Source organism: Streptomyces sp. NPDC030222 (assembly GCF_055573115.1).
Window position 1 is genome coordinate 285,483 of record NZ_JBVICA010000002.1, and the last position, 21,587, is coordinate 307,069.

Annotated in this window: 26 protein-coding genes and 2 pseudogenes; 13 read left to right on the forward strand and 15 right to left on the reverse strand. The window is 69.4% G+C overall.

The window, feature by feature from the left end:
- Window positions 1-270: 270 nt before the first annotated feature.
- Window positions 271-867 (forward strand): dihydrofolate reductase family protein, encoded by a 597-nt coding sequence (locus tag ACZ4Z5_RS03855; protein WP_468256191.1) that lies wholly within the window; start codon window positions 271-273, stop codon window positions 865-867.
- Between the two features lie 73 nt (window positions 868-940).
- Here the strand turns inward: ACZ4Z5_RS03855 and ACZ4Z5_RS03860 are convergent, their stop codons facing one another.
- Window positions 941-1,165 carry a hypothetical protein gene (locus ACZ4Z5_RS03860; RefSeq protein ID WP_468256194.1) on the reverse strand — a complete coding sequence of 75 codons (225 nt, stop codon included), beginning with the start codon at window positions 1,163-1,165 and terminating at the stop codon, window positions 941-943.
- A 59-nt stretch (window positions 1,166-1,224) separates the two neighbouring features.
- On the opposite strand from ACZ4Z5_RS03860, the gene ACZ4Z5_RS03865 reads away from it, so the two are divergent.
- Entirely contained in the window at window positions 1,225-2,610 is a 1,386-nt protein-coding gene (locus ACZ4Z5_RS03865; RefSeq protein WP_468256197.1) for a serine hydrolase domain-containing protein, read from the forward strand.
- 140 nt (window positions 2,611-2,750) lie between these two features.
- On the opposite strand, the gene ACZ4Z5_RS03870 is transcribed toward ACZ4Z5_RS03865, so the two are convergent.
- The 5 genes and pseudogenes from ACZ4Z5_RS03870 to ACZ4Z5_RS03890 form a co-directional block, all read right to left on the reverse strand.
- Entirely contained in the window at window positions 2,751-3,203 is a 453-nt protein-coding gene (locus ACZ4Z5_RS03870; RefSeq protein WP_468256200.1) for a GNAT family N-acetyltransferase, read from the reverse strand.
- Window positions 3,204-3,243: 40 nt separating this feature from the next.
- Window positions 3,244-3,495, reverse strand: a pseudogene (locus ACZ4Z5_RS03875) (MarR family transcriptional regulator); the annotation flags it as partial.
- A 23-nt stretch (window positions 3,496-3,518) separates the two neighbouring features.
- Window positions 3,519-4,421 carry a GNAT family N-acetyltransferase gene (locus tag ACZ4Z5_RS03880; protein ID WP_468256202.1) on the reverse strand — a complete coding sequence of 301 codons (903 nt, stop codon included), beginning with the start codon at window positions 4,419-4,421 and terminating at the stop codon, window positions 3,519-3,521.
- A 5-nt stretch (window positions 4,422-4,426) separates the two neighbouring features.
- Window positions 4,427-4,636, reverse strand: a complete 210-nt coding sequence (locus ACZ4Z5_RS03885; protein WP_468256205.1) for a hypothetical protein — start codon at window positions 4,634-4,636, stop codon at window positions 4,427-4,429.
- The gene (locus ACZ4Z5_RS03890) at window positions 4,633-4,989 is read right to left on the reverse strand and encodes a hypothetical protein (protein ID WP_468256208.1); all 357 of its coding nucleotides are present in this window, start codon (window positions 4,987-4,989) and stop codon (window positions 4,633-4,635) included. Before ACZ4Z5_RS03890 ends, ACZ4Z5_RS03885 begins: the two co-directional genes overlap by 4 nt.
- A gap of 71 nt (window positions 4,990-5,060) precedes the next feature.
- On the opposite strand from ACZ4Z5_RS03890, the gene ACZ4Z5_RS03895 reads away from it, so the two are divergent.
- On the forward strand, window positions 5,061-5,720 hold the full coding sequence (locus tag ACZ4Z5_RS03895) for an HAD family hydrolase (RefSeq protein WP_468256211.1): 660 nt from the start codon (window positions 5,061-5,063) through the stop codon (window positions 5,718-5,720).
- A gap of 139 nt (window positions 5,721-5,859) precedes the next feature.
- Window positions 5,860-6,996: pseudogene (locus tag ACZ4Z5_RS03900) on the forward strand (globin domain-containing protein); the annotation flags it as partial.
- Window positions 6,997-7,111: 115 nt separating this feature from the next.
- Here the strand turns inward: ACZ4Z5_RS03900 and ACZ4Z5_RS03905 are convergent.
- From ACZ4Z5_RS03905 to ACZ4Z5_RS03925, 5 genes are all read right to left on the reverse strand, one after another.
- Window positions 7,112-7,591 (reverse strand): NUDIX domain-containing protein, encoded by a 480-nt coding sequence (locus ACZ4Z5_RS03905; protein WP_468256213.1) that lies wholly within the window; start codon window positions 7,589-7,591, stop codon window positions 7,112-7,114.
- Window positions 7,592-7,649: 58 nt separating this feature from the next.
- The gene (locus tag ACZ4Z5_RS03910; protein ID WP_468256215.1) at window positions 7,650-8,549 is read right to left on the reverse strand and encodes a LysR family transcriptional regulator; all 900 of its coding nucleotides are present in this window, start codon (window positions 8,547-8,549) and stop codon (window positions 7,650-7,652) included.
- Window positions 8,550-8,742: 193 nt separating this feature from the next.
- The gene (locus ACZ4Z5_RS03915; RefSeq protein ID WP_468256218.1) at window positions 8,743-9,867 is read right to left on the reverse strand and encodes a cystathionine gamma-lyase; all 1,125 of its coding nucleotides are present in this window, start codon (window positions 9,865-9,867) and stop codon (window positions 8,743-8,745) included.
- On the reverse strand, window positions 9,864-10,379 hold the full coding sequence (locus ACZ4Z5_RS03920) for a low molecular weight protein-tyrosine-phosphatase (RefSeq protein WP_468256221.1): 516 nt from the start codon (window positions 10,377-10,379) through the stop codon (window positions 9,864-9,866). The genes ACZ4Z5_RS03915 and ACZ4Z5_RS03920 overlap by 4 nt, the downstream gene beginning before the upstream one ends.
- A gap of 9 nt (window positions 10,380-10,388) precedes the next feature.
- Window positions 10,389-10,769, reverse strand: coding sequence for a phage holin family protein (locus ACZ4Z5_RS03925; protein ID WP_468256224.1), 381 nt, complete (start codon window positions 10,767-10,769; stop codon window positions 10,389-10,391).
- Between the two features lie 67 nt (window positions 10,770-10,836).
- Between ACZ4Z5_RS03925 and ACZ4Z5_RS03930 the strand changes: the two genes are divergently transcribed.
- The 4 genes from ACZ4Z5_RS03930 to ACZ4Z5_RS03945 all read left to right on the forward strand — a co-directional run bounded on the left by ACZ4Z5_RS03930 (window position 10,837) and on the right by ACZ4Z5_RS03945 (window position 13,018).
- Complete coding sequence (locus ACZ4Z5_RS03930; protein WP_468256614.1) at window positions 10,837-11,154, forward strand: cupin domain-containing protein; 318 nt, start codon at window positions 10,837-10,839, stop codon at window positions 11,152-11,154.
- Window positions 11,155-11,296: 142 nt separating this feature from the next.
- Window positions 11,297-11,509, forward strand: coding sequence for a DUF5326 family protein (locus ACZ4Z5_RS03935; protein WP_468256617.1), 213 nt, complete (start codon window positions 11,297-11,299; stop codon window positions 11,507-11,509).
- Window positions 11,510-11,810: 301 nt separating this feature from the next.
- The gene (locus ACZ4Z5_RS03940; RefSeq protein ID WP_468256226.1) at window positions 11,811-12,536 is read left to right on the forward strand and encodes an IclR family transcriptional regulator; all 726 of its coding nucleotides are present in this window, start codon (window positions 11,811-11,813) and stop codon (window positions 12,534-12,536) included.
- Between the two features lie 47 nt (window positions 12,537-12,583).
- Window positions 12,584-13,018 (forward strand): SsgA family sporulation/cell division regulator, encoded by a 435-nt coding sequence (locus tag ACZ4Z5_RS03945; protein ID WP_468256229.1) that lies wholly within the window; start codon window positions 12,584-12,586, stop codon window positions 13,016-13,018.
- A 203-nt stretch (window positions 13,019-13,221) separates the two neighbouring features.
- Here ACZ4Z5_RS03945 and ACZ4Z5_RS03950 read toward each other — a convergent pair whose 3' ends face one another.
- Window positions 13,222-14,568: a YibE/F family protein gene (locus tag ACZ4Z5_RS03950; RefSeq protein ID WP_468256232.1), complete on the reverse strand. Its 1,347-nt coding sequence runs from the start codon at window positions 14,566-14,568 to the stop codon at window positions 13,222-13,224.
- Between the two features lie 196 nt (window positions 14,569-14,764).
- Here ACZ4Z5_RS03950 and thiC point away from each other — a divergent pair, with 196 nt between their 5' ends.
- Window positions 14,765-16,552: a phosphomethylpyrimidine synthase ThiC gene (gene thiC, locus ACZ4Z5_RS03955; RefSeq protein ID WP_468256235.1), complete on the forward strand. Its 1,788-nt coding sequence runs from the start codon at window positions 14,765-14,767 to the stop codon at window positions 16,550-16,552.
- A gap of 135 nt (window positions 16,553-16,687) precedes the next feature.
- Here the strand turns inward: thiC and ACZ4Z5_RS03960 are convergent, their stop codons facing one another.
- Together ACZ4Z5_RS03960 and ACZ4Z5_RS03965 are read right to left on the reverse strand one after the other, a co-directional pair.
- The gene (locus ACZ4Z5_RS03960; RefSeq protein WP_468256238.1) at window positions 16,688-17,158 is read right to left on the reverse strand and encodes an NUDIX domain-containing protein; all 471 of its coding nucleotides are present in this window, start codon (window positions 17,156-17,158) and stop codon (window positions 16,688-16,690) included.
- A gap of 2 nt (window positions 17,159-17,160) precedes the next feature.
- A complete protein-coding gene (locus ACZ4Z5_RS03965) occupies window positions 17,161-17,907 on the reverse strand; it encodes a helix-turn-helix domain-containing protein (protein ID WP_468256241.1) in 747 nt (248 codons plus the stop codon).
- Window positions 17,908-18,012: 105 nt separating this feature from the next.
- Between ACZ4Z5_RS03965 and ACZ4Z5_RS03970 the strand changes: the two genes are divergently transcribed.
- The 4 genes from ACZ4Z5_RS03970 to ACZ4Z5_RS03985 all read left to right on the forward strand — a co-directional run bounded on the left by ACZ4Z5_RS03970 (window position 18,013) and on the right by ACZ4Z5_RS03985 (window position 20,466).
- A complete protein-coding gene (locus tag ACZ4Z5_RS03970) occupies window positions 18,013-18,255 on the forward strand; it encodes a hypothetical protein (RefSeq protein ID WP_468256620.1) in 243 nt (80 codons plus the stop codon).
- Between the two features lie 251 nt (window positions 18,256-18,506).
- Window positions 18,507-18,950 carry a glycine-rich domain-containing protein gene (locus ACZ4Z5_RS03975; RefSeq protein ID WP_468256244.1) on the forward strand — a complete coding sequence of 148 codons (444 nt, stop codon included), beginning with the start codon at window positions 18,507-18,509 and terminating at the stop codon, window positions 18,948-18,950.
- A gap of 72 nt (window positions 18,951-19,022) precedes the next feature.
- Window positions 19,023-19,859 carry a protein kinase family protein gene (locus ACZ4Z5_RS03980; protein ID WP_468256247.1) on the forward strand — a complete coding sequence of 279 codons (837 nt, stop codon included), beginning with the start codon at window positions 19,023-19,025 and terminating at the stop codon, window positions 19,857-19,859.
- A 220-nt stretch (window positions 19,860-20,079) separates the two neighbouring features.
- Window positions 20,080-20,466 (forward strand): peptidase inhibitor, encoded by a 387-nt coding sequence (locus ACZ4Z5_RS03985; RefSeq protein ID WP_468256250.1) that lies wholly within the window; start codon window positions 20,080-20,082, stop codon window positions 20,464-20,466.
- A gap of 144 nt (window positions 20,467-20,610) precedes the next feature.
- On the opposite strand, the gene ACZ4Z5_RS03990 is transcribed toward ACZ4Z5_RS03985, so the two are convergent.
- A complete protein-coding gene (locus tag ACZ4Z5_RS03990; protein WP_468256253.1) occupies window positions 20,611-21,468 on the reverse strand; it encodes an MmyB family transcriptional regulator in 858 nt (285 codons plus the stop codon).
- Window positions 21,469-21,587 lie beyond the last annotated feature (119 nt).

Consider the following 21,587-nt stretch of genomic DNA (forward strand, 5'->3'; position numbering starts at 1 on the left):
CAAGGAGCTGAGACGCCGTGCGTCCGACATGGCGTGAGACAGCAGACGAACCCGCAGGCCACGGGACCGACGCCCGACACGAGCCGCGAGAACCTACAGACGGCCGGGGAGGTCAGGGAGCCGGTCCCGTCCCACGGCGCACCGGGATGCGTCCAGGTGCCCCGGATGTGTTCCACATCACCATGGCGGGTCCGGGAGGCGCGATGATTCCGGATGGGCGCGACAGTCTCCATTGCCGTAACTCCCCAGCGAGGAAAAGGAGCCCTTCCCATGCGCATCGTGATCAGTGAGTTCATGAGCCTGGACGGTGTCGTGCAGGCACCGGGCGGACCCGACGAGGACAGGGACGGCGGTTTCGCCCATGGCGGCTGGTCGCACCCGTTCTTCGACCCGGAGGTGGTGGGCGGAGCCTTCGACGATGCGCTGGGCGCGGCGGACGCGCTTCTCTTCGGGCGCCGCACCTGGCAGACGATGGCCGGTGCCTGGCCCGAGCGGGCAGGTGACCCGTTCGCCGACCGGATGAACGCCATCCCGAAGTACGTCGTGTCGGAGACGCTGGGCGACGACGACCTGACGTGGGAGAACACCACGCGTATCCCCGGCGGGGAGGCCGTCGCCCGTATCCGGGAGCTGCGGGGGACCGAGGAAGGCAACCTGCTGGTCATGGGGAGCCCCACGCTGGCATGCACGCTGCTGCACGAGGACCTGGTCGACGAGCTCCGGCTCATGATCATGCCGGTGATCCTCGGCGGCGGTAAGACGATCTTCCCGGGCGACGGCGAGCAGCGCACGCTAGAACTGGTCTCCTCGACCATCAGCGGCGCGGGCGTGCACGTCTGCACCTACCGTCGGGTCGATGCGAAGTAGGCGCGCAGCGGACCGGGTTGTGAAGTCCCCTGCGCCACCCGCCCGGGCACGCCACGCCCCGTAGGTCCGGGTGTCAGACCTCCTGGCCGGCGAACAGTTCCAGATGCCCGCACCTGGGGCACCGGAAGGCGTCGATCTGCCGTCGCGGACGGCCCATCCTCTTCGCTCCGCCGAGCCAGCCGCGTTCGAGCGGCCCGGCGATCCAGCGTGCGTATCCGCGGGAGTGTTCGCCGGTGTCCTCGACGAACCCTTGCTCCAGGCCCTCCGTGCCGCACTGCGTGCACCGTACGTTGCTCACCGTGGGAGTGTAATGAGGGCCGATTCGACGTGAGCGGACCAGGTCGGTAGATCTTGGGTATGACCTCATCCTCCGCAGCCGCAGAGCTGCTTCCCAGTACGCAGCGGTCCCTTCTGCACCGTATCGCCGTCGCGCAGAGCGAGGGACGCGCGCCTTCGCTCGTGGCCGCGGTGGTGCGTGAAGGGGACACGGTGTGGACGGGCGCCCGTGGCGGTACGGACGGGCATGTGCCGGACTCCGGCACACAGTTCCGCATCGGATCCATCACCAAGCCCCTCACGGCCGTGCTGGTGATGCGGCTGCGGGACGAGGGGCGGCTCGACCTGTCGGATCCCCTGGAGAAGCATCTGCCCGGCACGGGGGTGGGCGAGGTGACGATTGCTCAACTCCTCGGACACGGCGGCGGGCTGGCCGCCGAATCTCCCGGCCCTTGGTGGGAGCGGACACCTGGGAGTCTGCGTCCGGGGCTTGCGGAGGTGCTCGGTGAGCGGCCCCTCCTGCACCCGGCGGGTCGGCGTCATCACTACTCCAACCCCGGCTACACGCTGCTGGGTTCACTCGTGGAGGCGCTGCGCGGGGAGCCGTGGGAGCGGGTGCTGCGACGCGAGGTCCTGGTGCCGCTCGGCATGGAGCGGACGAGCGGGGGGGCGCGGGCCCCGCATGCCGAGGGGTGGGCCGTGCACCCTTGGGCCGATGCACTGCTCCCCGAGCCGGCCGAGGACCTCGGGGTAATGGCGCCCGCGGGGCAGCTCTGGTCGACGGCCGCGGATCTGAGCCGCTTCGCCGCCTTCCTCGCCCGCGGGGACGAGCGGGTGCTGAGCGCCGAGTCGGTCGCCGAGATGCGTGTGCCCTCGGTGCCGGCGGAGGCGGGCGACTGGGACAACGCCTATGGTCTGGGACTCCAACTGGCCTGCAAGGACGGCCGGACGCTCGTCGGGCACTCGGGCTCGCTTCCCGGGTTCCTGGCGGCGATGTGGCTGAGCGTGGAGGACGGCGTGGGAGCCGTCCTGCTCGCCAACTGCACGTCCGGTCCGCTCCTCGGAGCAGTCGCCTCCGACCTGGTGGGCATCGTCGCAGAAGCCGAGCCCCGGATCCCCGAGCCATGGCGTCCGGCGGCCGAGGTGGACCGGGAACTGCTGGAGTTGACCGGCCCCTGGTACTGGGGGACGCAGCCGTACGGGCTGCGCCTGGCGGCGGACCGGGGCCTGGAATTGCAGCCGTTGCGGGGCGTTGGCAGGGGTTCTCGGTTCCGTGCCGCGGCCGACGGCACATGGACCGGTCTCGACGGCTACTACGCGGGCGAGGTCCTGCGCGTGGGGCGGCGGCCGGACGGCAGTGTGAGCCATCTGGACCTCGGGTCCTTCGTCTTCACCCGCACCCCGTACGACCCGTCCGCCAGCGTTCCCGGTGGTGTCGACCCGGAGGGCTGGCGCGGACTCCGATGACCGGTGGGCACCGGCTGGCCCGCGCTGCCCGGCCGGTGCCGCCGGACGTGTGCCACCTGCCCCGGGCTGTCCGGCCGGTGCTTGCACTGTTTCACGTGAAACCGAGCCTGTTCCCCGGTGGACGGAATGGCATGCCGGTCTCAGATGCTCATCTTGAAGCCGATGTGGGATGCCTCGAAGCCGAGCCGTTCGTAGAAGCGGTGGGCGTCGGTGCGGGTCGCATCGGATGTCAGCTGGACCAACCGGCATCCCTGGCGACGGGATTCCTCCACGGCCCATTCGATGAGCCGAGTGCCCAGACCGCTGCCGCGCTCGTCGGCATGGACGCGGACGCCCTCGATGACGGACCGGGTGGCTCCGCGCCGGGAGAGGCCGGGGATGACCGTGAGCTGAAGGGTTCCCACCACACGGCCTTCGCGCACGGCGACGGTCAGGTGCTGGTTCGGGTCATCCGCCAGCCGACCCAGCGCGATCAGATAAGGGGTCAGGTCGTCCGGCGACTCGCGCTGCGCTCCCAGGGGGTCGTCGGCGAGCATGGCCACGATCGCCGGAACGTCCTCGGCGGACGCAGGGCGTATCTCGAGGTCGGTCATGAGGGGCCCGGATCCTTCCGTCAGAGAAAACGATCTTCTCTCAAGGCGCCGTCTGCGTCGACGCTGGCGCGCGCAGCGTCTCGTCGGCCCTGACGAGCGGTTCCAGCTCCGGGTCCTTCGCGGCCTCGTCGAGCTTCGCGCATGCCGCGTCATTGGTGGGGCGCTCGGCGGCGAGCAGGGCGCGGCCGGCATCCGCGAAGTCCGTGTAGATGCCGCGCCGACCGGTGGCGCAGAGGTAGCGCTTGAGGAGGCTCCGGTCCTCGAGCCTGGTGACCAGGCGCGTGGTCGCGCTCGCCGCGGCCGTGCCGTCGCTCGTCAGCCCGCTGCCACCGTCAGCGGTGCGAAGCGGCGGGTCCAGTCACCCGGGAGCGCATCGATGCCACGCGTCATCACCGCGTTGAAGGCGACGGATTCCAGGCCGTGGGCCTTCACCCAGGTCAGCAGCTCCTCATGGCGCACATCGATGTCGGTGCGCAGGGGGCGGTCCGTCCGGGCGGCGAGCGAGGCGATCAGTGCCTTCGCCGTACCGGTGTCGCGTGCGATCAACGGTCCGACGACATGGGTCTCCATGTTCGGCCAGAGGGCCGCGTAGCCGACGAGTCCCGTCCCGTCCTCGGCGACATGGACGTGGTCCGCGAACACCGGCAGACGGGTGAGCAGATGGGTGCGGTCCTGGCCGAAGACCTCGGCGTCGAGCCGGCGGATCGCGGTCAGGTCCTCCGCCGTGGCCGGACGCGTCGTCGGCCATACGCCCGGACCGCCGTCCGCAGCCACGGCCGTCCCCGCGTCGGACGGGGTGTGGGAGGGGGAGGGCCGGAACGTCCCGCGGACCATCTCGGCCCGGCCCGTCGCGGTGAAGCCGAGCTGTTCGTAGAGGGGCTGCCCATAAGGCGTGGCGTGCAGTGTCAGCGGGACGCCGTCGGTCTCCTCGAGCACATGGCGCATCATTCGCAGGGCCACACCCCGGCGCGCGTGCGCTTCGGCGACGAGGACCATGCCGATCGCTGCGAGACCGGGGGTGTAGGAGGTGACGACGCAGGCGGAGACGAGGCCCTTGCCCGCGGGGTCGTCGATGCCGTACGCCGTACCGGCGGCCAGCAGAAGACTCCATTTGTGCTCCTCGCGAGGCCACCCCCGGTTCTCGGAGAGGTCGGCGCAGGAGGTGAGATCCCCCCTGGTCAGTCGACGGATCGGCAGATCGGAGAGGGAAATCGGCATGGAGGTCAGAGTGTCCGACTGCCCGGCGTCGCGTCCACCGGTTTGGAGATCTTCGAGGCGCGCAGCGATGCGGACGGCGCCGGTGCGGAAACTCCGGAACGGCCCTTCCAGCCCCGCCTGGTGAGACCCCATGCCTTGAGCACCGCGACGGCCGTGACGAAGAAGTAGGTGAGGGTCCCCACCACGGGGGCGATCACCGGAACGACGTCCGTCATCCCCTGCTCCGCGGCCCTGACGATGCCCGGCCGCAACGCCAGGACCGACAGCCCGTGGTGATCAGGGTCAGCCAGAACTTGGTGAGCATCCGGCGATGCCGGGCCAGCCCCCAGGGCGTCCCGAGTGACGGGACAAGACCCGTGAGCAGGGTGAGCGGGGCGACCGGGATGACCAGCCGGCCGGAGAAGATCAGCATGGCCTGCCGGGCAACCTCCCCGGTGGCCGCGGACCCGGTGGTGTGGGCGGTGACTCTGAGGGTGAGCGGGCCGACGGTGATGCCCAACCAGCTCACGGAGACGGCGACATGGAGGACGAGGAGAGCCCTTCGGACGGGCCGCGTCAGCTGTTTCACGTGAAACACCGTGCCGCCCGCGGTCGCGCACCGCGTCCGGCCCGTACGTACGGGTACTAGCCTCGGCGTACATGACCGCACTGCACCTCTTCGACCTCGACGGGACACTGATCCGTGGCTCGTCCGCCTCCGTGGAGATCTCGCGGCAACTCGCGCTGCTCGATGAGATCGGTGTGCTGGAGCGGGAGTTCTCGGCACGGCGGATCGGGCCTCCGGAGTTCGCTGTGGGCATCCACGCCCTGTGGTCCGGGCTGACCGACACCCATGTCGCGGCCGCCTTCGAGGCCGCGCCGTGGCTGGCCGGCATACGCGAGGTGTGGCAGGACATCCGGGACCGCGGTGAGTACTGCGCGGTGATCTCGCTCTCCCCGTCGTTCTTCGTCGAGCGGCTGCTGGACTGGGGTGCGCACGCGGCACACGGCTCGGTGTTCCCCGCGGTGCCCTTCACCGTGCCGGTCGACCCGGCGGGCATCCTCGACGCGGCTGCGAAGGTACGCATAGCCGAGGGGATCCGGAAGGACTTCGGGGTGCGGGCAGAGGACTGCGTGGCGTACGGCGATTCCCTGTCGGACGCGGAGTTGTTCGCCGCCGTGCCGGAGTCGGTCGCGGTGAACGCGGACCACCATGTGTCGCCGATCGCCACACACCGGTACCGCGGCGGCGACCTCCGTGAGGCGTACGGTCTGGTCCGAAGGGCAACCGGCCGCAGCGGGGACGGGCGAAGGCCCTGACGAATGCCCCCGGGCGGACGGGGGCGCAGGCACAGGGCAAAGCAGCTTAACGGGAAAGTAGGTACGGAATCCGGGACTTGCGTCTATTGGTTCCCAAGGGTGCTTCCGGCTGGCAGGCTGCGCGGACATGGACGCTTCGACGCCCACGGCTTCCGGCGACGCAGCACTCATACGCCGCACGATGGCGGAGATTGCCCCGATCGCCGACAAGGTGACCTCGTATTTCTACGCGTTGCTGTTCATCGCCCGTCCCGAGTTGCGGCCCCTTTTCCCTCCCGCGATGGACGCGCAGCGCGACCGGCTGCTCAAAGCGCTCCTTTTGGCTGCCGACAATCTGGACGACGCCCGGATACTGACCGGCTATCTGCGGCAGCTCGGCCGCGGGCACCGCAAGTACGGGACCCAGGCGGCCCATTACCCCGCTGTCGGCGAGGCGCTGATCGGGGCGCTGTCCCGCTATGCCGTGTACTCCTGGGACCGCGCGACCGAGGCGGCCTGGGTGCGTGCGTACACGACGATGTCCCAGATCATGATCGACGCGGCCGCCGAGGACGAGCTGACGTCGCCGGCCTGGTGGTACGCCGAAGTCGTGTCCCACGACCTGAGGACCCCCGACATCGCGGTGATCACCCTCCGGCCGGACCAGCCGTATCCTTTCCTCGCAGGTCAGTACACGACACTGGAGACGCCGTGGTGGCCCCGCATATGGCGTCACTACTCCTTCGCCGCGGCTCCCCGTGCGGACGGCCTGCTGTCCCTGCATGTGAAGGCCGTCCCGGCCGGCTGGGTATCCGGTGCGCTGGTGCACCGGGCGAGGCCCGGCGACGTCCTGCGCCTCGGGCCGCCGGCCGGATCGATGGTCGTGGACCACAGCAATGACAACGGCATGCTGTGCCTGGGCGGCGGTACCGGTATCGCACCGATCAAGGCCCTGGTCGAGGATGTCGCCGAGCACGGTGAACGGCGCCCCGTGGAGGTGTTCTACGGTGCACGGACCGACCACGACCTGTACGACATCGACACCATGCTGCGGCTGCAGCAGTCGCACTCGTGGCTGTCGGTGCGGCCCGTGGTGTCGGACGAGCCGAGCCGTGGACTGACCGGGCAGCTGCCGGAGGCCGTGCGCGCCTACGGACCGTGGACCGCGTACGACGCCTATCTGTCGGGCCCACCCGGGATGATCCGCAGTGGTGTCGACGCCCTCCGGAACATCGGGATCCCCTCCGACCGCATCCGGCACGACGCGGTCGAGGAGCTGGTGAGCGCCGACCACTGAACCGGACACCGGCCGGCTGACCGGCCCGTCGGCCCACTGACCCGCATACCGACGGAGCCGGACTCTCGACCGGGCACGGCGTCGAACCGGTCCGACGCCGAACCGCACCGGCCCGTCAGCCGAGGTCCGGCGCGTGCATGGCCCGCACGCCCTCGATATTGCCGTCCAGGTAGTGCCGCAGGGAGAGCGGCACGAGGTCGACAGCGGCGATGCCGACCCTGCTGAAGGGCACCCGCACGATCTCGTACTCGCCGCTCGGTTCGTCGACCTCGGGCCCGTGACGCCGGGTGGCGTCCATGGACTCGAGACGGCAGATGAAGAAGTGCTGCACCTTCACCCCGGTCACCCCGCCGCCGCTGATGTGCTCGACGGTGTCGACGAAGCAGGGCACCACATCGGTGATCTTGGCGCCGAGTTCCTCGTCGACCTCGCGGTGGAGGGCGTCGACGACGGTCGCGTCCTCGGGCTCGACGCCCCCGCCGGGGGTGATCCAGTACGGAGCCATGCCGGGCTTGGTGCGCTTGATCAGGATCAGGTCGTCACCGTCGAGCAGAATGGCGCGGGCGGTGCGCTTGACCACGGGCCGTTCGGTCATGGCAAGAGCGTGGCCCGTCACACCCCTTCTGAAACGCCCGTGGCGAGACCCGGAGTGATCAGTTCCAGTCGGCCGCCGCGCGCAGCAGCCATTCCTGTGCCCGCGCGATGTGGGTCAGGGCGAGCGTTCCCGTTCGGACCGCCAGGAAATAGGTGCGCAGCGGGGGCACCGGCGGGTCCAGCAGCGCGATCACCGCACCGCTCTCCAGAGCTTCCTCGCACAGGTAGCGGGGAAGCACGGCGAGACCGGCGCCCGCCGTCACGGCGTCCAGCACGGAGCGCAGATCGGGGGTGACCACGGTCGCCGTCGCGATGGGCGGCTCGTCGAAGACCGTCGCCCAGTAGCGGCCGACGAGCGGCAGCGACTCGTGGACCTCGACCACCGGGATGCGGTCGAGGACCGCGGGCCCGTTGCGGCGCAGCAGGCCGGGGGCGAGCCGGGCGGCCCAGCGCGGGCCCGCGACCAGGACGTGCTCCTCGTCGCAGAGCGGAGTGGAGGACATCAGTCCGCCGCGGGGCCGTGCCGTGGTGACGGCCAGGTCGTGGTGGCCGGCCGCGAGCCCTTCCAGGACCTCCTCAGCGGTCCCGAACGCTGTGCGCAGCGCCAGCCCCCGGGTGATGAGCGGTGCCAGGGCCGGCAGGGCACGCAGGGAGAGGAACTCCGGCGGTCCCGCGAGGTGGAGGGTGCGGGCGGCCTCCGACTCCTCATGGCGTCCCTGCTCGGCGATCTCGACCAGCGCGTCGAGGTGCGGTGCCGCCCGGTGGGCGAGCTCGTCACCGATCGTGGTCGGGGTGACGCCACGTGCCCTGCGCAGGAAGAGGGGGCGGCCGAGCTGCCGCTCCAAGGTGCGGATCTGGCTGGTGACGGCAGGCTGCGAGAGCCCGAGCAGGGCGGCGGCGCGGGTGAACGACCCGGCCCGGTGCACGGTGACGAACGTACGCAGCAAGGCGAGGTCCATGCCTTGCCCTCCCGTCTCGGCTACGTCCCCGGCCGGGCACAACTATAAATATGTCGATAGGTCTCTGTCGCTACCGTGATTGGACACTGACGCTGAGTCAACTAGCCTTGACCGTGCGGTTCTTCGAGAAAAGGGGACCGGGGCGGTCCGAGCCACGAGGGGGGAGGCTCGGACCGTCCGCGCTGTGTACGGCCTATTCCCAGGCTGCCTCGTCGAGCGCCCGCTCGACGTCCGTCACCAGGTCGTCGGCGTCCTCCACGCCCACCGAGAAGCGGATGAAGCCCTCCGGCACGGCGTCCCCGCCCCACCGTCCGCGGCGCTCGGCGGTGGACCTTACGCCGCCGAAGCTCGTGGCGTCGTCCGCCAGTCGCAGTCCCTCCAGGAACCGTTCCGCATGGGCCTGGTCGGGCAGGACGAAGGAGACGACGCAGCCGTAACGCCGCATCTGGCGGGCCGCGACCGCATGGGCCGGGTCGGACGGAAGCCCGGGATGGCGCAGTCCGCTCACCTCGGGGCGCCGGGACAGGGACTCGGCGAGCGCCAGGGCATTGGCGGCCTGGCGGTCGGCGCGGAGCTGGAGCGTGGCGAGCGAGCGGTGCGCGAGCCATGCCTCCATCGGGCCGGGGATCGCGCCGACGACCTTGCGCCAGCGTCGCACCCGTGCGGCCGACTCCTCGTCCCGGCAGCTCACGTACCCCAGGAGGAGATCACCGTGGCCGGTCAGGCCCTTGGTGCCGCTGGCCACGGAGAAATCGGCGCCGAGTTCCAGCGGCCGCTGTCCGAGCGGGGTGGCGAGCGTGTTGTCGACGGCGACCAGCGCACCGGCGGCGTGCGCCGCTTCGGCCAGCCGGGCCACGTCGCACACGTCGAGGCCCGGATTGGACGGCGTCTCGATCCACAGCAGCTGTGCGCCGTCGAGGACGCGGAGCTGGGCGTCCCCGCGGGTCGGGGCGGTCCGCACCTCCACGCCGTACGTCTCCAGCTGCTCGCGCATGAGGGCGAGCGCCTGGTAGCCGTCGTCCGGCAGGACCACGGCGTCGCCCGGGCGGGCACCGGAGAGCAGCACCGCGGAGATCGCGGCCATGCCGGAGGCGAAGACCACGGTGTGGACGCCCTCGCCGGGTGACTCCAACTCGCCGATCGCCCGCTCCAGATGGGTCCACGTCGGGTTGTCGTCGCGGCCGTAGACGTAGGAGCCGGTGGCCTCGCCGGGCAGGTGGTAGTGCGCGGCGAAGACGGGGCCCGGCAGCGCCGGTTCGTACTTCACCGGGTCCGGGAGGCCGGCCCGCACCGACCGGGTTCCGTCGCCGATGCTCATGCCGCACGCTCCTCGATCGCCCCGACTACGGCGGCCAGCAGCCCCTGGCTCGCCGTCTCCACCATCCGGAGGCACTCCTCGAAGTCCTCACGGTGACCGTAGTACGGATCCGGAACATCCAGGTCCGCCCTCGCCCGAGGGTCGTACGAGCGGAGCAGCCGCACCTTCGCGGCGTCCTCCGCGGTGGGCGCGAGCCAGCGGAGCTCCCGCAGATGCCCCTCGTCGAGGGCGATCACCAGGTCGACCAGCGGGAACCACGAGGCACGGAACCGGCGGGCCACGTGGTCACAGGCATAGCCGTGCTCATCGAGCACGGAGAGGGTGCGGGGATCGGCGCCGTGGCCCTCGTGCCAGCCGCCGGTGCCCGCGCTGTCCACCTCGACAGAGGAGGACAGGCCGGCTTCCTCGACGCGGGCGCGGAAGACCGCCTCCGCCATCGGGGACCGGCAGATGTTCCCGGTGCAGACGAAGCACACCCGGTACGGGGAACGCGAGAGGTGCGGGGATTCCATCGGCGGTGCTCAGTCCTTGCCGTCGGGCAGAACGACGTTCATCACCCACGACACCACGGAAATGATCAGGCCGCCCAGCACGGCAGTCCAGAAGCCCTCGACGTGGAAGGAGAGGCCGAGTTCATCGGCCAGCCAGGACGTCAGCAGCAGCATCAGGGCGTTGACCACCAGAGTGATCAGGCCCAGGGTGAGGAGGTACAACGGGGCCGCGATCAGCTTCACCAGCGGCCTGACGAGGAGGTTCACCAGGCCGAACAGCAGGGCGACGAGAACGAGCGTGAGGGCCTTGCGGCCGGTGCTGGCGCCGGTCAGCGTGATGTCCTGGAGCAGCCATATCGCCACGCCCAGAGCCGCCGCATTGGCGATCGTCTTGACTACGAAATTCTTCATGTGTCTGATCGTGGCAGACACGACCGGCGCCGAACAGCGGCAGATCAACCAGGGGCGGAAACGGGCAATGAAGGCATTCCGGCTTGATGAACTGGAGGCGGAGCGGACCGCCAACGAAGGGGCGTACCTGCAGTTCCTGCGCGAGCGCAATATGTCCGTCGGCCTGTACGCCCTGGACGCCGGCGCGACCGACCCGCAGCAGCCCCACGGTCAGGACGAGGTGTACTTCGTGGTGAGCGGCCGTGCCTCGATCACGGTCGGCACGGAGACGACGCTGGTGGCGCGCGGGAGCGTGGTGTACGTCCCGGCGGGAGTGCCCCACAAGTTCCACCACATCAGCGAGGATCTGCGGGTGCTGGTCGTCTTCTCTCCCCCGGAGAGCTGACCGCATCCCCGAGTTCCCTCTCAGGGTCGGATCAGGGGAGACCAAGGGGTCCGGAGGGCCCGCGAGGCTCCCCTCTCCACCTAGCATCGGAAGTGGGAAATCTCAGAACCACTCCACGGAAACGAGGATGAGGAACATGGCCGTGCGGGAGATATTCGCGGGTATGCCCTGGTGGGTGAAGTGGATCGCCGTACCGGTCATCGCCCTTGTCGTGTTCGGCGGAATGATCACCACCGTGCTCGGGTTTGTGATCGGCCTGTTGTTCAAGGTGCTGGTGTTCGTCGCCCTTGTGGGTGGACTTCTCTACGTCGTACGGAAATTCACCTCGTCTTCATCCAAGACCGGCGACTGGTAAGGATTCAGCGGTTCAGCGGAGAGGGGCGGTGCGTGCACTAGGCCGGACGGGGGAACGGGGATCTTCTCGGCCTTTGGGGTCCGGAGAGGCGGCCATTAGAGTGGAAAAACGCTGCCGTCTCCCGGAAAACACGGGTCGGCCAAGGCGCGTGGGCCGGAGAGCGCGCGAATGCTCCACCGCGGGCGGGGGTTGCGGCGGCCCGCGGGGGCGGCCCCTGCGGGCGGGTGACATCCGTCGGCACGCCTGGGGGTGACCTGTGGCCACAGCCACCAATGCGTCGGGTCCTACCCTGATCGGCTCGGTGCAACGGGCACTGCGGCTCCTGGAAGCGGTGGGCGCGCACGCCGACGGGGCGCCGGCCAAACAGCTCGCCCGGGAGGCCGGTCTGGCCCTGCCCACGGCGTACCACCTGCTCCGCACCCTGACCTTCGAGGGCTATCTGCGCCGCGAGAACGGCGTGTTCCGCTACGGCGACGCGGCGCAGCGGCTCGCGGGAGCCGGGGAGCGGCAGCTTCGCCGCAGCCGTATCTCGGACTCGCTCGCCCACTGGCGGGACGTGATCGGCGCACCGGTCTACTTCGCGGTCTACCGCGAGGACGAGATCGAGCTCGTGGCTGTGGCGGACACCCCGACGGCACCGGCGGTCGAGGAGTGGGCGGACTTCCGGGAGACCGGGCACGCGCATGCGATCGGACAGTGCCTGCTCAGCCAGCTCGACGAGCGCACTCGCCGGGACCATCTGGACCGGCACCCCGTGCGTCCGCTCACGCCGTACTCGGTGCCCGACCGCGCCACGCTCCTTGCGCGGCTCGCCGGCACCGAGAGGATGCGGCCGGTCGTCGAGCGGCAGGAGTACGCACTCGGCACGGTGTGTGCGGCGATTCCGATCACCGCCGGGACCACAGCCGCGGCCATGGCGATCTCGCTCCCGCGCCACCAGGAGCACCGGCTGCTGCCGGCCGTGACACGCCTGCAGAGCGAAGTCGGGTCGCTGGTCAGTTCGTTCGCGTTCTCTATCAGTATCTGAAGAACTACTCCTTGTGATATCCCCGTCGGTCGAGGACGATTTGCGTCATGCGCGAGTCGGTTCAGGCAGAGGTGATGATGAGCTTCCTGGTCTCCGAGGAGCTCTCCTTCAGGATCCCGGTGGAGCTCCGCTATGACGCCGGTGATCCCTTCGCCGTATGGATGACCTTTCGCCTTCCCGGCGACACCCCCGTGACCTGGGCGTTCGGAAGGGAGCTGCTGCTCGACGGCATCAACGGGCCCAACGGGGACGGCGATGTGCACATCGCGCCGGCCCGGCCCGACGACCTCTCCGACGTGCACCTCCGACTCCGGGTGGGAAGCGAGCAGGCGACCTTCCGCGCCGCCGCCGCGCCGCTCGTGGCCTTCCTCGACCGGACCGACCGGCTCGTTCCGCTCGGTCAGGAGCGCACACTGGGCGACTTCGAAGGCTCGCTCGACGATGTGCTCAGCCGGATCCTCGCCGAGGAGAACGCCGGCTGACAGCCGAGGAGAACGCCCGCTGACCACGGGGTCCGGGTGTCCGCCGCCGGCCCCGGAGCACCCGGAGTCCGGGCACCCGCGGTCGGCCGGCCGACCGAGTTGATCGGACATGCCTGCTGTACCGACTCGGCCATGGTCGGGCAGCAGTGCGGACGCCCGCCCTCCGGTCGAGCAGCCGACCAGGCAGCCTGCGGGCGTCCGCGTCACCTCTTGCGCCGCCGCCCCCGTCCGCCCCGGGGCGCCGGTGCGCTCGCTCCGCCCGGCCCGGTGGCCGGCTGCACGCCACCCACCGTGAGGGCTGCCTCAGGCCGGTCCGCGGAGACGACCAGCGCCGCGAGCACGGTCGTCACCGGCACCGAGGCGACGAGACCGATGGACCCGACGAGCGTTCTGACGATCTCCTCCGCGACCAGTTCGCTGTTGGCCACCGTTCCCACGCTGCTTTCCGCGATGCTGAAGAGCAGCAGGAGCGGAAGGGCGGCGCCCGCGTAGGCGAGAACGAGGGTGTTCACCACCGAGGCGATGTGGTCCCGGCCGATACGCAGACCTGCCCGGTAGAGCGCCCGCGCCCCCATCTCCGGGTCGGCCTGGTGGAGTTCCCACACCGCGGACGTCTGGGTGACCGTCACGTCGTCCAGCACGCCGAGCGAGCCGATGATGACGCCCGCCAGCAGCAGACCGCTCATGTCGATGTTCGGATAGAGGCCGTGAATCAGACCGGTGTAGTCGTCGGTGTTGCCGCTGAGGACCGTCCAGTCGATGAACACCGAGCCCAGCAGCCCGATCACCATCAGGGAGATCAGAGTGCCGATCACCGCCACCGACGTCCTGGCCGACAGGCCGTGGCACATGTAGAGCGCGATGAGCATGATCGCGCTCGCCCCCACCACCGCCACGACCAGCGGGTCCGAGCCCTGGAGGATGGCGGGCAGGATGAACAGCGTCAGCACGCCGAAGCTCACGGCCAGCGCGATGAGCGCCATCAGCCCGCGCATCCGTCCCACCAGCACCACGGCCACCGCGAAGATCGCGGCGAGCAGTACCAGCGGCAGCTTCCGGTTCACATCGGTGACGGAGTACTGGAGTTCACGCGGCGCGTCCGGGGCGTAGGCGACCACCACCTCCTGCCCGGTCTTCAACTGCCGCGGAGCGTCGGGCTGGACGATCTCGACGAAGGTACGGCCCGTGTCGGGACCGGTGGTGACCTTGACGGTCGCCTTGCCGCAGGTGCCGTTCCGGCGCTGCTCGGCCTCGCGGCCCTGCGGGGCCGTGGGATCACCGGTCGGTGGGGTCGTCGCGGCATTGACGGCCTTGCAGTCCACCCGGTCGACCCGCACCACCGTGGCCTGCTCGGTCTGCCGGTCGAAACCGACACCAGTGCGCTCGTGTTCCGGTGCCCCGCCCGGCCAGAGGACGGCCAGCCCCACCACCACGGCTGCGGCGAAGGGGATCAGCACCGCCGCGATGACCTTGCGGAGGTGCTTCGACACGGGCGCGGCCGGCCCGTGGCTGTGCGAATGTCCATGTGCGTGAGGCTCTGACTGGGTCACCGAACGATCATCCCAACTGCGACGGGCCCCCTGGCCAGCCCGGCCGGGAGGACGCTAGCGTGGTGACACCTTTGCACACGCGGGAGCTCGGAGCACCGGGCTGAGAGGGCGCTGACATCCGTACGGACCGTACGGGAACCGCTGCGTCGACCGCCGAACCTGTTACCGGGTAATGCCGGCGTAGGGAGTAGGTCTCATGACCGTTCAGGACGCACGCACGCCTGCCTCGAAGCAGAACGACGGGGCCGGGAAGTCCATCGGCTGGCACAAGGGTTACGTCGAGGGCTCCCGCCCCGACATCCGTGTGCCGGTGCGCCAGGTGCACCTCACCAACGGCAAGGATGTGACGCTGTACGACACGTCCGGCCCGTACACCGACACCGCGCTGGAGACCGACGTCCGGCGCGGACTGCCGCCGCTGCGGGACAACTGGATCGTCGGCCGCGGGGACACCGAGGAGTACGCCGGCCGGCCCGTGCGCCCCGAGGACGACGGCATCAAGCACACCTCGCCGCGCGGCGGTCTGCGCAACCTCGACGCGGTCTTCCCGGGCCGGCCCCGGCAGCCCCGCCGCGGCCGCGGCGGCCGGGCGGTGACCCAGCTCGCGTACGCGCGCCGAGGCGAGATCACTCCGGAGATGGAGTTCGTCGCGATCCGCGAGAACGTCGCGCCCGAGGTCGTCCGCGAGGAGATCGCCGCCGGACGCGCCGTGCTCCCGGCCAATGTGAACCACCCGGAGATCGAGCCGATGATCATCGGCAAGCGGTTCCTGGTGAAGGTCAACGCCAACATCGGCAACTCCGCGGTGACCTCCTCCATCGAGGAGGAGGTGGAGAAGATGACGTGGGCGACCCGCTGGGGCGCCGACACGGTCATGGACCTGTCGACCGGCCGGAACATCCACACCACCCGCGAGTGGGTGCTGCGCAACTCGCCCGTCCCGATCGGCACCGTCCCGCTCTACCAGGCCCTGGAGAAGGTCGACGGCCGGGCCGAGGAACTGACCTGGGAGATCTACAAGGACACGGTCATCGAGCAGGCCGAGCAGGGCGTCGACTACATGACGGTCCACGCCGGCGTGCTCCTGCGGTACGTACCCCTGACCGCGCGCCGCAAGACCGGCATCGTCTCCCGCGGCGGTTCGATCATGGCCGCGTGGTGCCTGGCGCACCACAAGGAGAACTTCCTCTACACCAACTTCGAGGAGCTCTGCGAGATCCTCGCCGCGTACGACGTGACGTACTCCCTCGGCGACGGTCTGCGGCCCGGCTCGATCGCGGACGCCAACGACGACGCCCAGTTCGCCGAGCTGAAGACGCTCGGGGAGCTCAACCGGATCGCCAAGCGGCACGACGTGCAGACGATGATCGAGGGCCCCGGGCACGTCCCGATGCACAAGATCAAGGAGAACATCGACCTCCAGCAGGAGATCTGCGAGGAGGCGCCGTTCTACACGCTCGGCCCGCTGACCACCGACGTCGCCCCGGCCTACGACCACATCACCTCCGGCATCGGCGCCGCGATGATCGCCTGGTGGGGCACCGCGATGCTCTGCTACGTCACGCCCAAGGAGCACCTGGGTCTGCCCAACCGAGACGACGTGAAGACCGGCGTCATCACCTACAAGATCGCTGCCCATGCCGCCGACGTCGCCAAGGGGCACGCCGGTGCCCAGGAGTGGGACGACGCGCTGTCGGACGCCCGCTTCGAGTTCCGCTGGGAGGACCAGTTCAACCTGGCCCTCGACCCGGACACGGCCCGGGAGTTCCACGACGAGACGCTGCCGGCCGAGCCGGCCAAGACGGCGCACTTCTGCTCCATGTGCGGGCCGAAGTTCTGCTCGATGAAGATCAGCAGAAGCATCACAGAGCAGTTCGGCGGCGACTCGGACGCAACCCCGGAGGAGATCGAGGCCGGGATGCTGGAGAAGTCGAAGGAGTTCGCTGCTTCCGGCAACCGCGTCTACCTTCCGCTGGCTGACTGACCTGCGGAAACGAGGCTGACCGACGACATTCCGGGGGGGAGTCGTCGGTCAGCCTTCGTCGTTCTGCGGACTGATCTTTTGACGTCGGAGCGTCCACCGGCACATGTTGGGGACTGTCAGATGGCCGTCGTGGGGTCAGCCGAGATAGGGCCGCTCGCGGTGCTCCATGAAATGGCGGAGCCTGAGTCGCTGCGTGTGGTGCATCGGAAGTTGGTCCAGCTCGTCTGGCGAGACGAACCGTAGCTCCGTCGACTCGTCGGAGATCGCCAGCTCTCCGCCGACGATCCGCGCGGTGAAACAGACGTTGAACTGCCGGCGTACCTCGCCATCCGTGTAGGCGATGATGTGCCTCGGGTCGGTGTACGTGCCGACCAGTCCCGTGATCTCCACGTCCAAACCGGTCTCTTCCTTGACCTCGCGGACGGCCGTGCCGGGGAGAGAGTCGGTGAGGTCCATGCCCCCGCCGGGGAGGGCCCACAGATCGTTGTCGCGTCGACGTTGGAGCAGGATGCGCCCCTGCTCGTCGGTGACGACGGCCGAAGCCGCGACAACCATGCTGTTCGGCTTGGGCGCGTTCGGGTCGTCGTAGTACTCGGTCCGTGCCATGGTCATCCCTCGTGCCGTACGAGCGTCGCCGTGGACCACACCGCGTCGAAGCTCGCGGCGTAGGTGTCGAACATGCCGCCTTCGCCGCTACGCCGAAGATGCCACACCGGGGCCCCGTACGCGTTGACCCCCCAGACATGCGCATTGACCAGCAACTGATCATCGGCGCGGTAGAGCGAGTTGTAGAGCGTCGTCCCGTGGGTCCGGACGTCGATGCCGGGCACGCCGATCAGGGGCCGGTAGTGCATGAGCGCCAGTTGGCAACGGGACTCGATGCCGTGCCCGAACTTCTCCTCCTGGCCGCGCGCCCGAACGTTCTCACTCTCGGCGTCGCCCACCGCGATCCGGATCGAGCAGCCGTCTGCGGCTCGCTCCCGCAGCAGCTCGTTGAGTCGGGGATACGCCTCATGCAAGAAGACGGCCGCGTACACCAACACGTCGATGTGCTCGCGGGCCTGCGTCAACATGTCCACGAAGGCGGATACGGGGATGTCCGCCCGCTGGTCGTAGAGCGCCACGAGCTCCGGGCTGATCGCTCGCGCCGCGCGCGCCTGCCGGAGTGCCGGCCAGAGTGCGTGCACGTCTTCTCCTAGGGTCTCTGCCGCCCGCATGGCTGTGACACGGCGTGGCGTACGGCCGAGATTGACCCATCGCTCAACGGATTTGGGGTCTACGTCGACCTGTTCCGCGAGGGTGGCGTACGTCCAGCCTCCGTCCGCCATGACGGCACGAAGCCTCTCGTTCGGCATGAGTCTCTCCCTGATCCTCGGGACGGCACTAGGGACGTTCTACCTGACGCGGGACGTCCCGAAGTGGGGTTTGGTGGAGGTTCCGACGTCCTTGTGAACGGCAGCATGCTCGTGCCCATGGCGAGCAATCAGCAGGCCAGACCCGGAGTCGGCGAACTGGCCAAGGACCAGAAGACCGGACGCTTCGGCCTCATCATGGGCGAGATCGGTGGCCGCGTTCAGATGCGGCCGATGAACGGCGGCATCGAGTGGGACGCCATGCCCGGCGATGTCGTGGCACCCAAGGCGCGGGAGGAACTGAGCGCGCGCCTGGCCGTGAAGAACACCAACAGCCGGGTCGGCCTGTGATGCGCGTCATCGGCCGGTACACCGGCGTCCTCTTCATCATCTGCATCAGCGCTTCGTGCGGATTGGTGATCGGGGTCGCCCTCGGCACCGGCACCTAGACCGGTCCGCCCTGGGAGGGTTGCCGAATCCGGGGCTCCCCCGTCCCCGTTCAGGGCGGGCCAACAAACTCCCCCGGCCGTCTGCGAGCCGAGCTCGGCGGTCGGGACGGAGGCACTGCCCAGGCACTTCTTCAACCCAAGGAGGACGTACGCATGACGGCAACGGTGAACGACCAGAGGACCGGCCGTGAGGTGGTCGGCGAGGAGCTGTTCGAGAGCCTCGCCTACTTCGTGGCCGTCCACAACGGGCAGACGCCCGAACGTGCCGAGCGGATCGCCGACCAGGCCGTGGCCTTCCTGGTCACCGTGGCGACGGCGACGGCTCCGATGGTCCCGTCCGATGACGTGGATATGGGCCTGCACGCCCTGATCCTGCACACCAAGGAGTACGCCGAGCTGTGCGAGAAGCACGCGGGCCGCTTCCTCCACCACAACCCGCGGCCGGGCGGGGGGCCGCGTGACCCGAAGATGGTCGCCGCGTCGGCCCGGGCCATGAAGGCCAGCGGGTTCATGGTCTTCGACGACCTGTGGACCGTGGACGGCGAGAACCTGGCGCAGTGCGACTCCGACTGCGGCCGGCCCTACGGTCAGGCGTAGCCCTCGGCGTCAAGGACGCGGCCGGCCTCTGCGCGGGGTCGGCCGCACCCGTCTGGAACGAAGGAGAGAGTCTTGTCCGGCCCACCCCCTGAACTGCCGGTCGTCGTGCTCGACGCGCTCATGCCCACCGCTCAGCGTCTCGTCCTCAACCGTCGCGGCTCGATGGTCTGGGACGTGGAGAGTCACCGGGGCCGGTATGCGGTGAAACTCGGGTACCCGATCGAGGTGACGCCCGAATGGCCGGCCCAGCCCTGGACGGCGCTTGCCCCCGCACGGGAGGGCGCGGTGCTGTACCGCCTCGGCTCCGAGGAGATCGCCTACGGTGAGTGGGAGCACGGGACGTGGAACATGCAGCCGTGGCGCGAGGGGCCCGACCTGTACCGCCTGTGGGAGCCGTGCCGAGCGGAAGGCGGGTCGGTCGAGCCACGCGTGAGCGTCGCCCTCGGATGCGTCGAAGCGCTGGCGGAGCTGCACGCCAAGGGCTGGGCACACGGGGACGTACAGCCGGCCCACTTCATCGTGGGACCCGAGCGAACTCACCTCATCGATCTCGCCTTGGCCCGTGGCGGCCAGGTGCCCGCCGGGTACGACTTCCCGTTCCGTGGGTGCCTCGTCCACTACGAGGCACCGGAGATCGCGCGCAGCGTCCTCGCCACCGGCGTGGCCGAAGCGACACAGCCTGCCGACATCTACGCCCTGGGAGCCTCGCTGCTGATCTCGGCCACGGGCTGGCGGGCGGTCGAATACCCGGACGACGCGCCGCGCCCCGTGCAGCGGCAAGCCATTCTCGACGGAATGCGCCGGACCGTTCGGGTACCCGGCGAGCTCGGCGGCCTGGTCGAAGCCATGCTCAGCCCGGCGCCGGAGGACCGGCCGACCATCTACGAGGTGGGCAAAGCCCTGAGCTGAGTGCCGAGAGGCTCTGGCTCGTCCGGTCTGCTCGTGGCCGGCCGCGCACAACAACGAAAGACCGGACCACCCCTTGGCCTGGACAGCATCCGGGGTGGTCCGGTCGCGGAAGCCCTGATCAGGACCCCGGTGCCGATGGTACCGGGGTGGTCGTCGTGCCCAGAGACGGGCTGATCCCAACCCCGCTTTTGACTTGTCGAGTTGGAGAGGAGCGCGCGGCGTGTGGTTCGGGCGGGCCGTCGCGGCCACAGGGATGACCATCGGCGCCACATCGGCGACGGCCGCCGAAGCGTGTCCGACGGACAGGCTGTGCCTCTACCGCAGCACCGAATACCGGACCCTGGACTTCGTGGCCGCCAGCCTGAGCGCCTGCTTCTATCTGGATCACTACGGCATGGGGGTGGGCACGAACGGCATCAACTCCTACCGCAACAACCTGCCCGTCAAGGCCGTCCTCTGGAACTTCGAAGAAAACAACTGGACGGCGCACGGGACGATCCGGCCCGGCGGCTTCAGCAGCAACACCTACGTCACCACCAACGAGGGGTACTGGTGGAGCCACTCGTTCAAGATCTGCACTGGTGACCGGAATCCCTGGGACATCTGACCGTCGGCGAGCACACCACTTGCTGCTTCAGCCACTGGTGTCCAGGACCACTTCGGTCCGGGGCACCAGTGTGACGCACCTCAAGTCCCCTGTTGATGGCGCGCGGATCCGGTGGTACTGAGCCGTCCTCGGTGTGTTGCCTGGTCAGGATACGAGCGGCTGAACGAGCGTGGGGTAGCGACAGGTTAGCGGCTCTCCAGGCGTGTAGAAGCTGAGGTTGATGCGGGCGCCGGGGGCTGTGACGGGTTCGGCGAGGCAGGTCGTGAGCCAGCCGGGGCCGTGAATGGCGTGGCGGATGGGGAGTTCGGAGCCGTCGAAATAGGGGATGGGGGCTGCCGCATGCTGGCGGTAGAGCGGTCCGGTCACGGGGTCGTTGAGAACGTCGTACGCGAGACGACCGAGCGCCAGATTCTCCGGGCGCAGCTCCACGCTGTGTTTCAGGTGGGGCATCATGGCCGGCACCCAGTGGGTCTCCCAGTGCATCAGCACGTCGGTGCGGGCATCGGGGTCAAGGAGCATCCAGCGCATGACGTTGGCGGGGGCTTGTCCGCGAGGAAAGAGGCGTCGGAAGTCCTCGTTGTGAACGATGACGTTCCATTCAGCGTCATTGACGTACGCCAACGCACCGTGAATGTGATCGATGATCCGCTGCCACGCTTCGGCAATGGACGTCCCCGAGCAGCCGTGCAGAACATAGGGCGGGTTCTCCTTGCGGGTGATCAGCCACAGGAACGCCCACTCCTGCTCATCCAGCCGCAGCGTCCTTGCGACCGAGGTGAGGAGATCAGTACCGGGGTTGGCGAGGTGACCGTTCTCGAACCGGTTGTACGTGCCCGGAGTACGCGTGAGCAGCACGTCCATCTGCTCTTGGCTCAGACCGGCAGCCCGTCGACCAGGACCAGGGATGCGCTTGGGGAACCCCATGGTCACCGGGTCGATCGCGGCTCGGCGCGCCCGAAGGATCTCCTTGAGGCGGCCGCGGTCACTGGCCGACAGCTTCATCAGTCACCTTCCACTCGGGCTGAGCCCGGGCAGCAGCCAGGACTGCCCAATTATCTGCACTCACAGACCCTGGAAAAGATGATCACACCGCGCAAGACTCACCTCCGGGGCCACCCCGC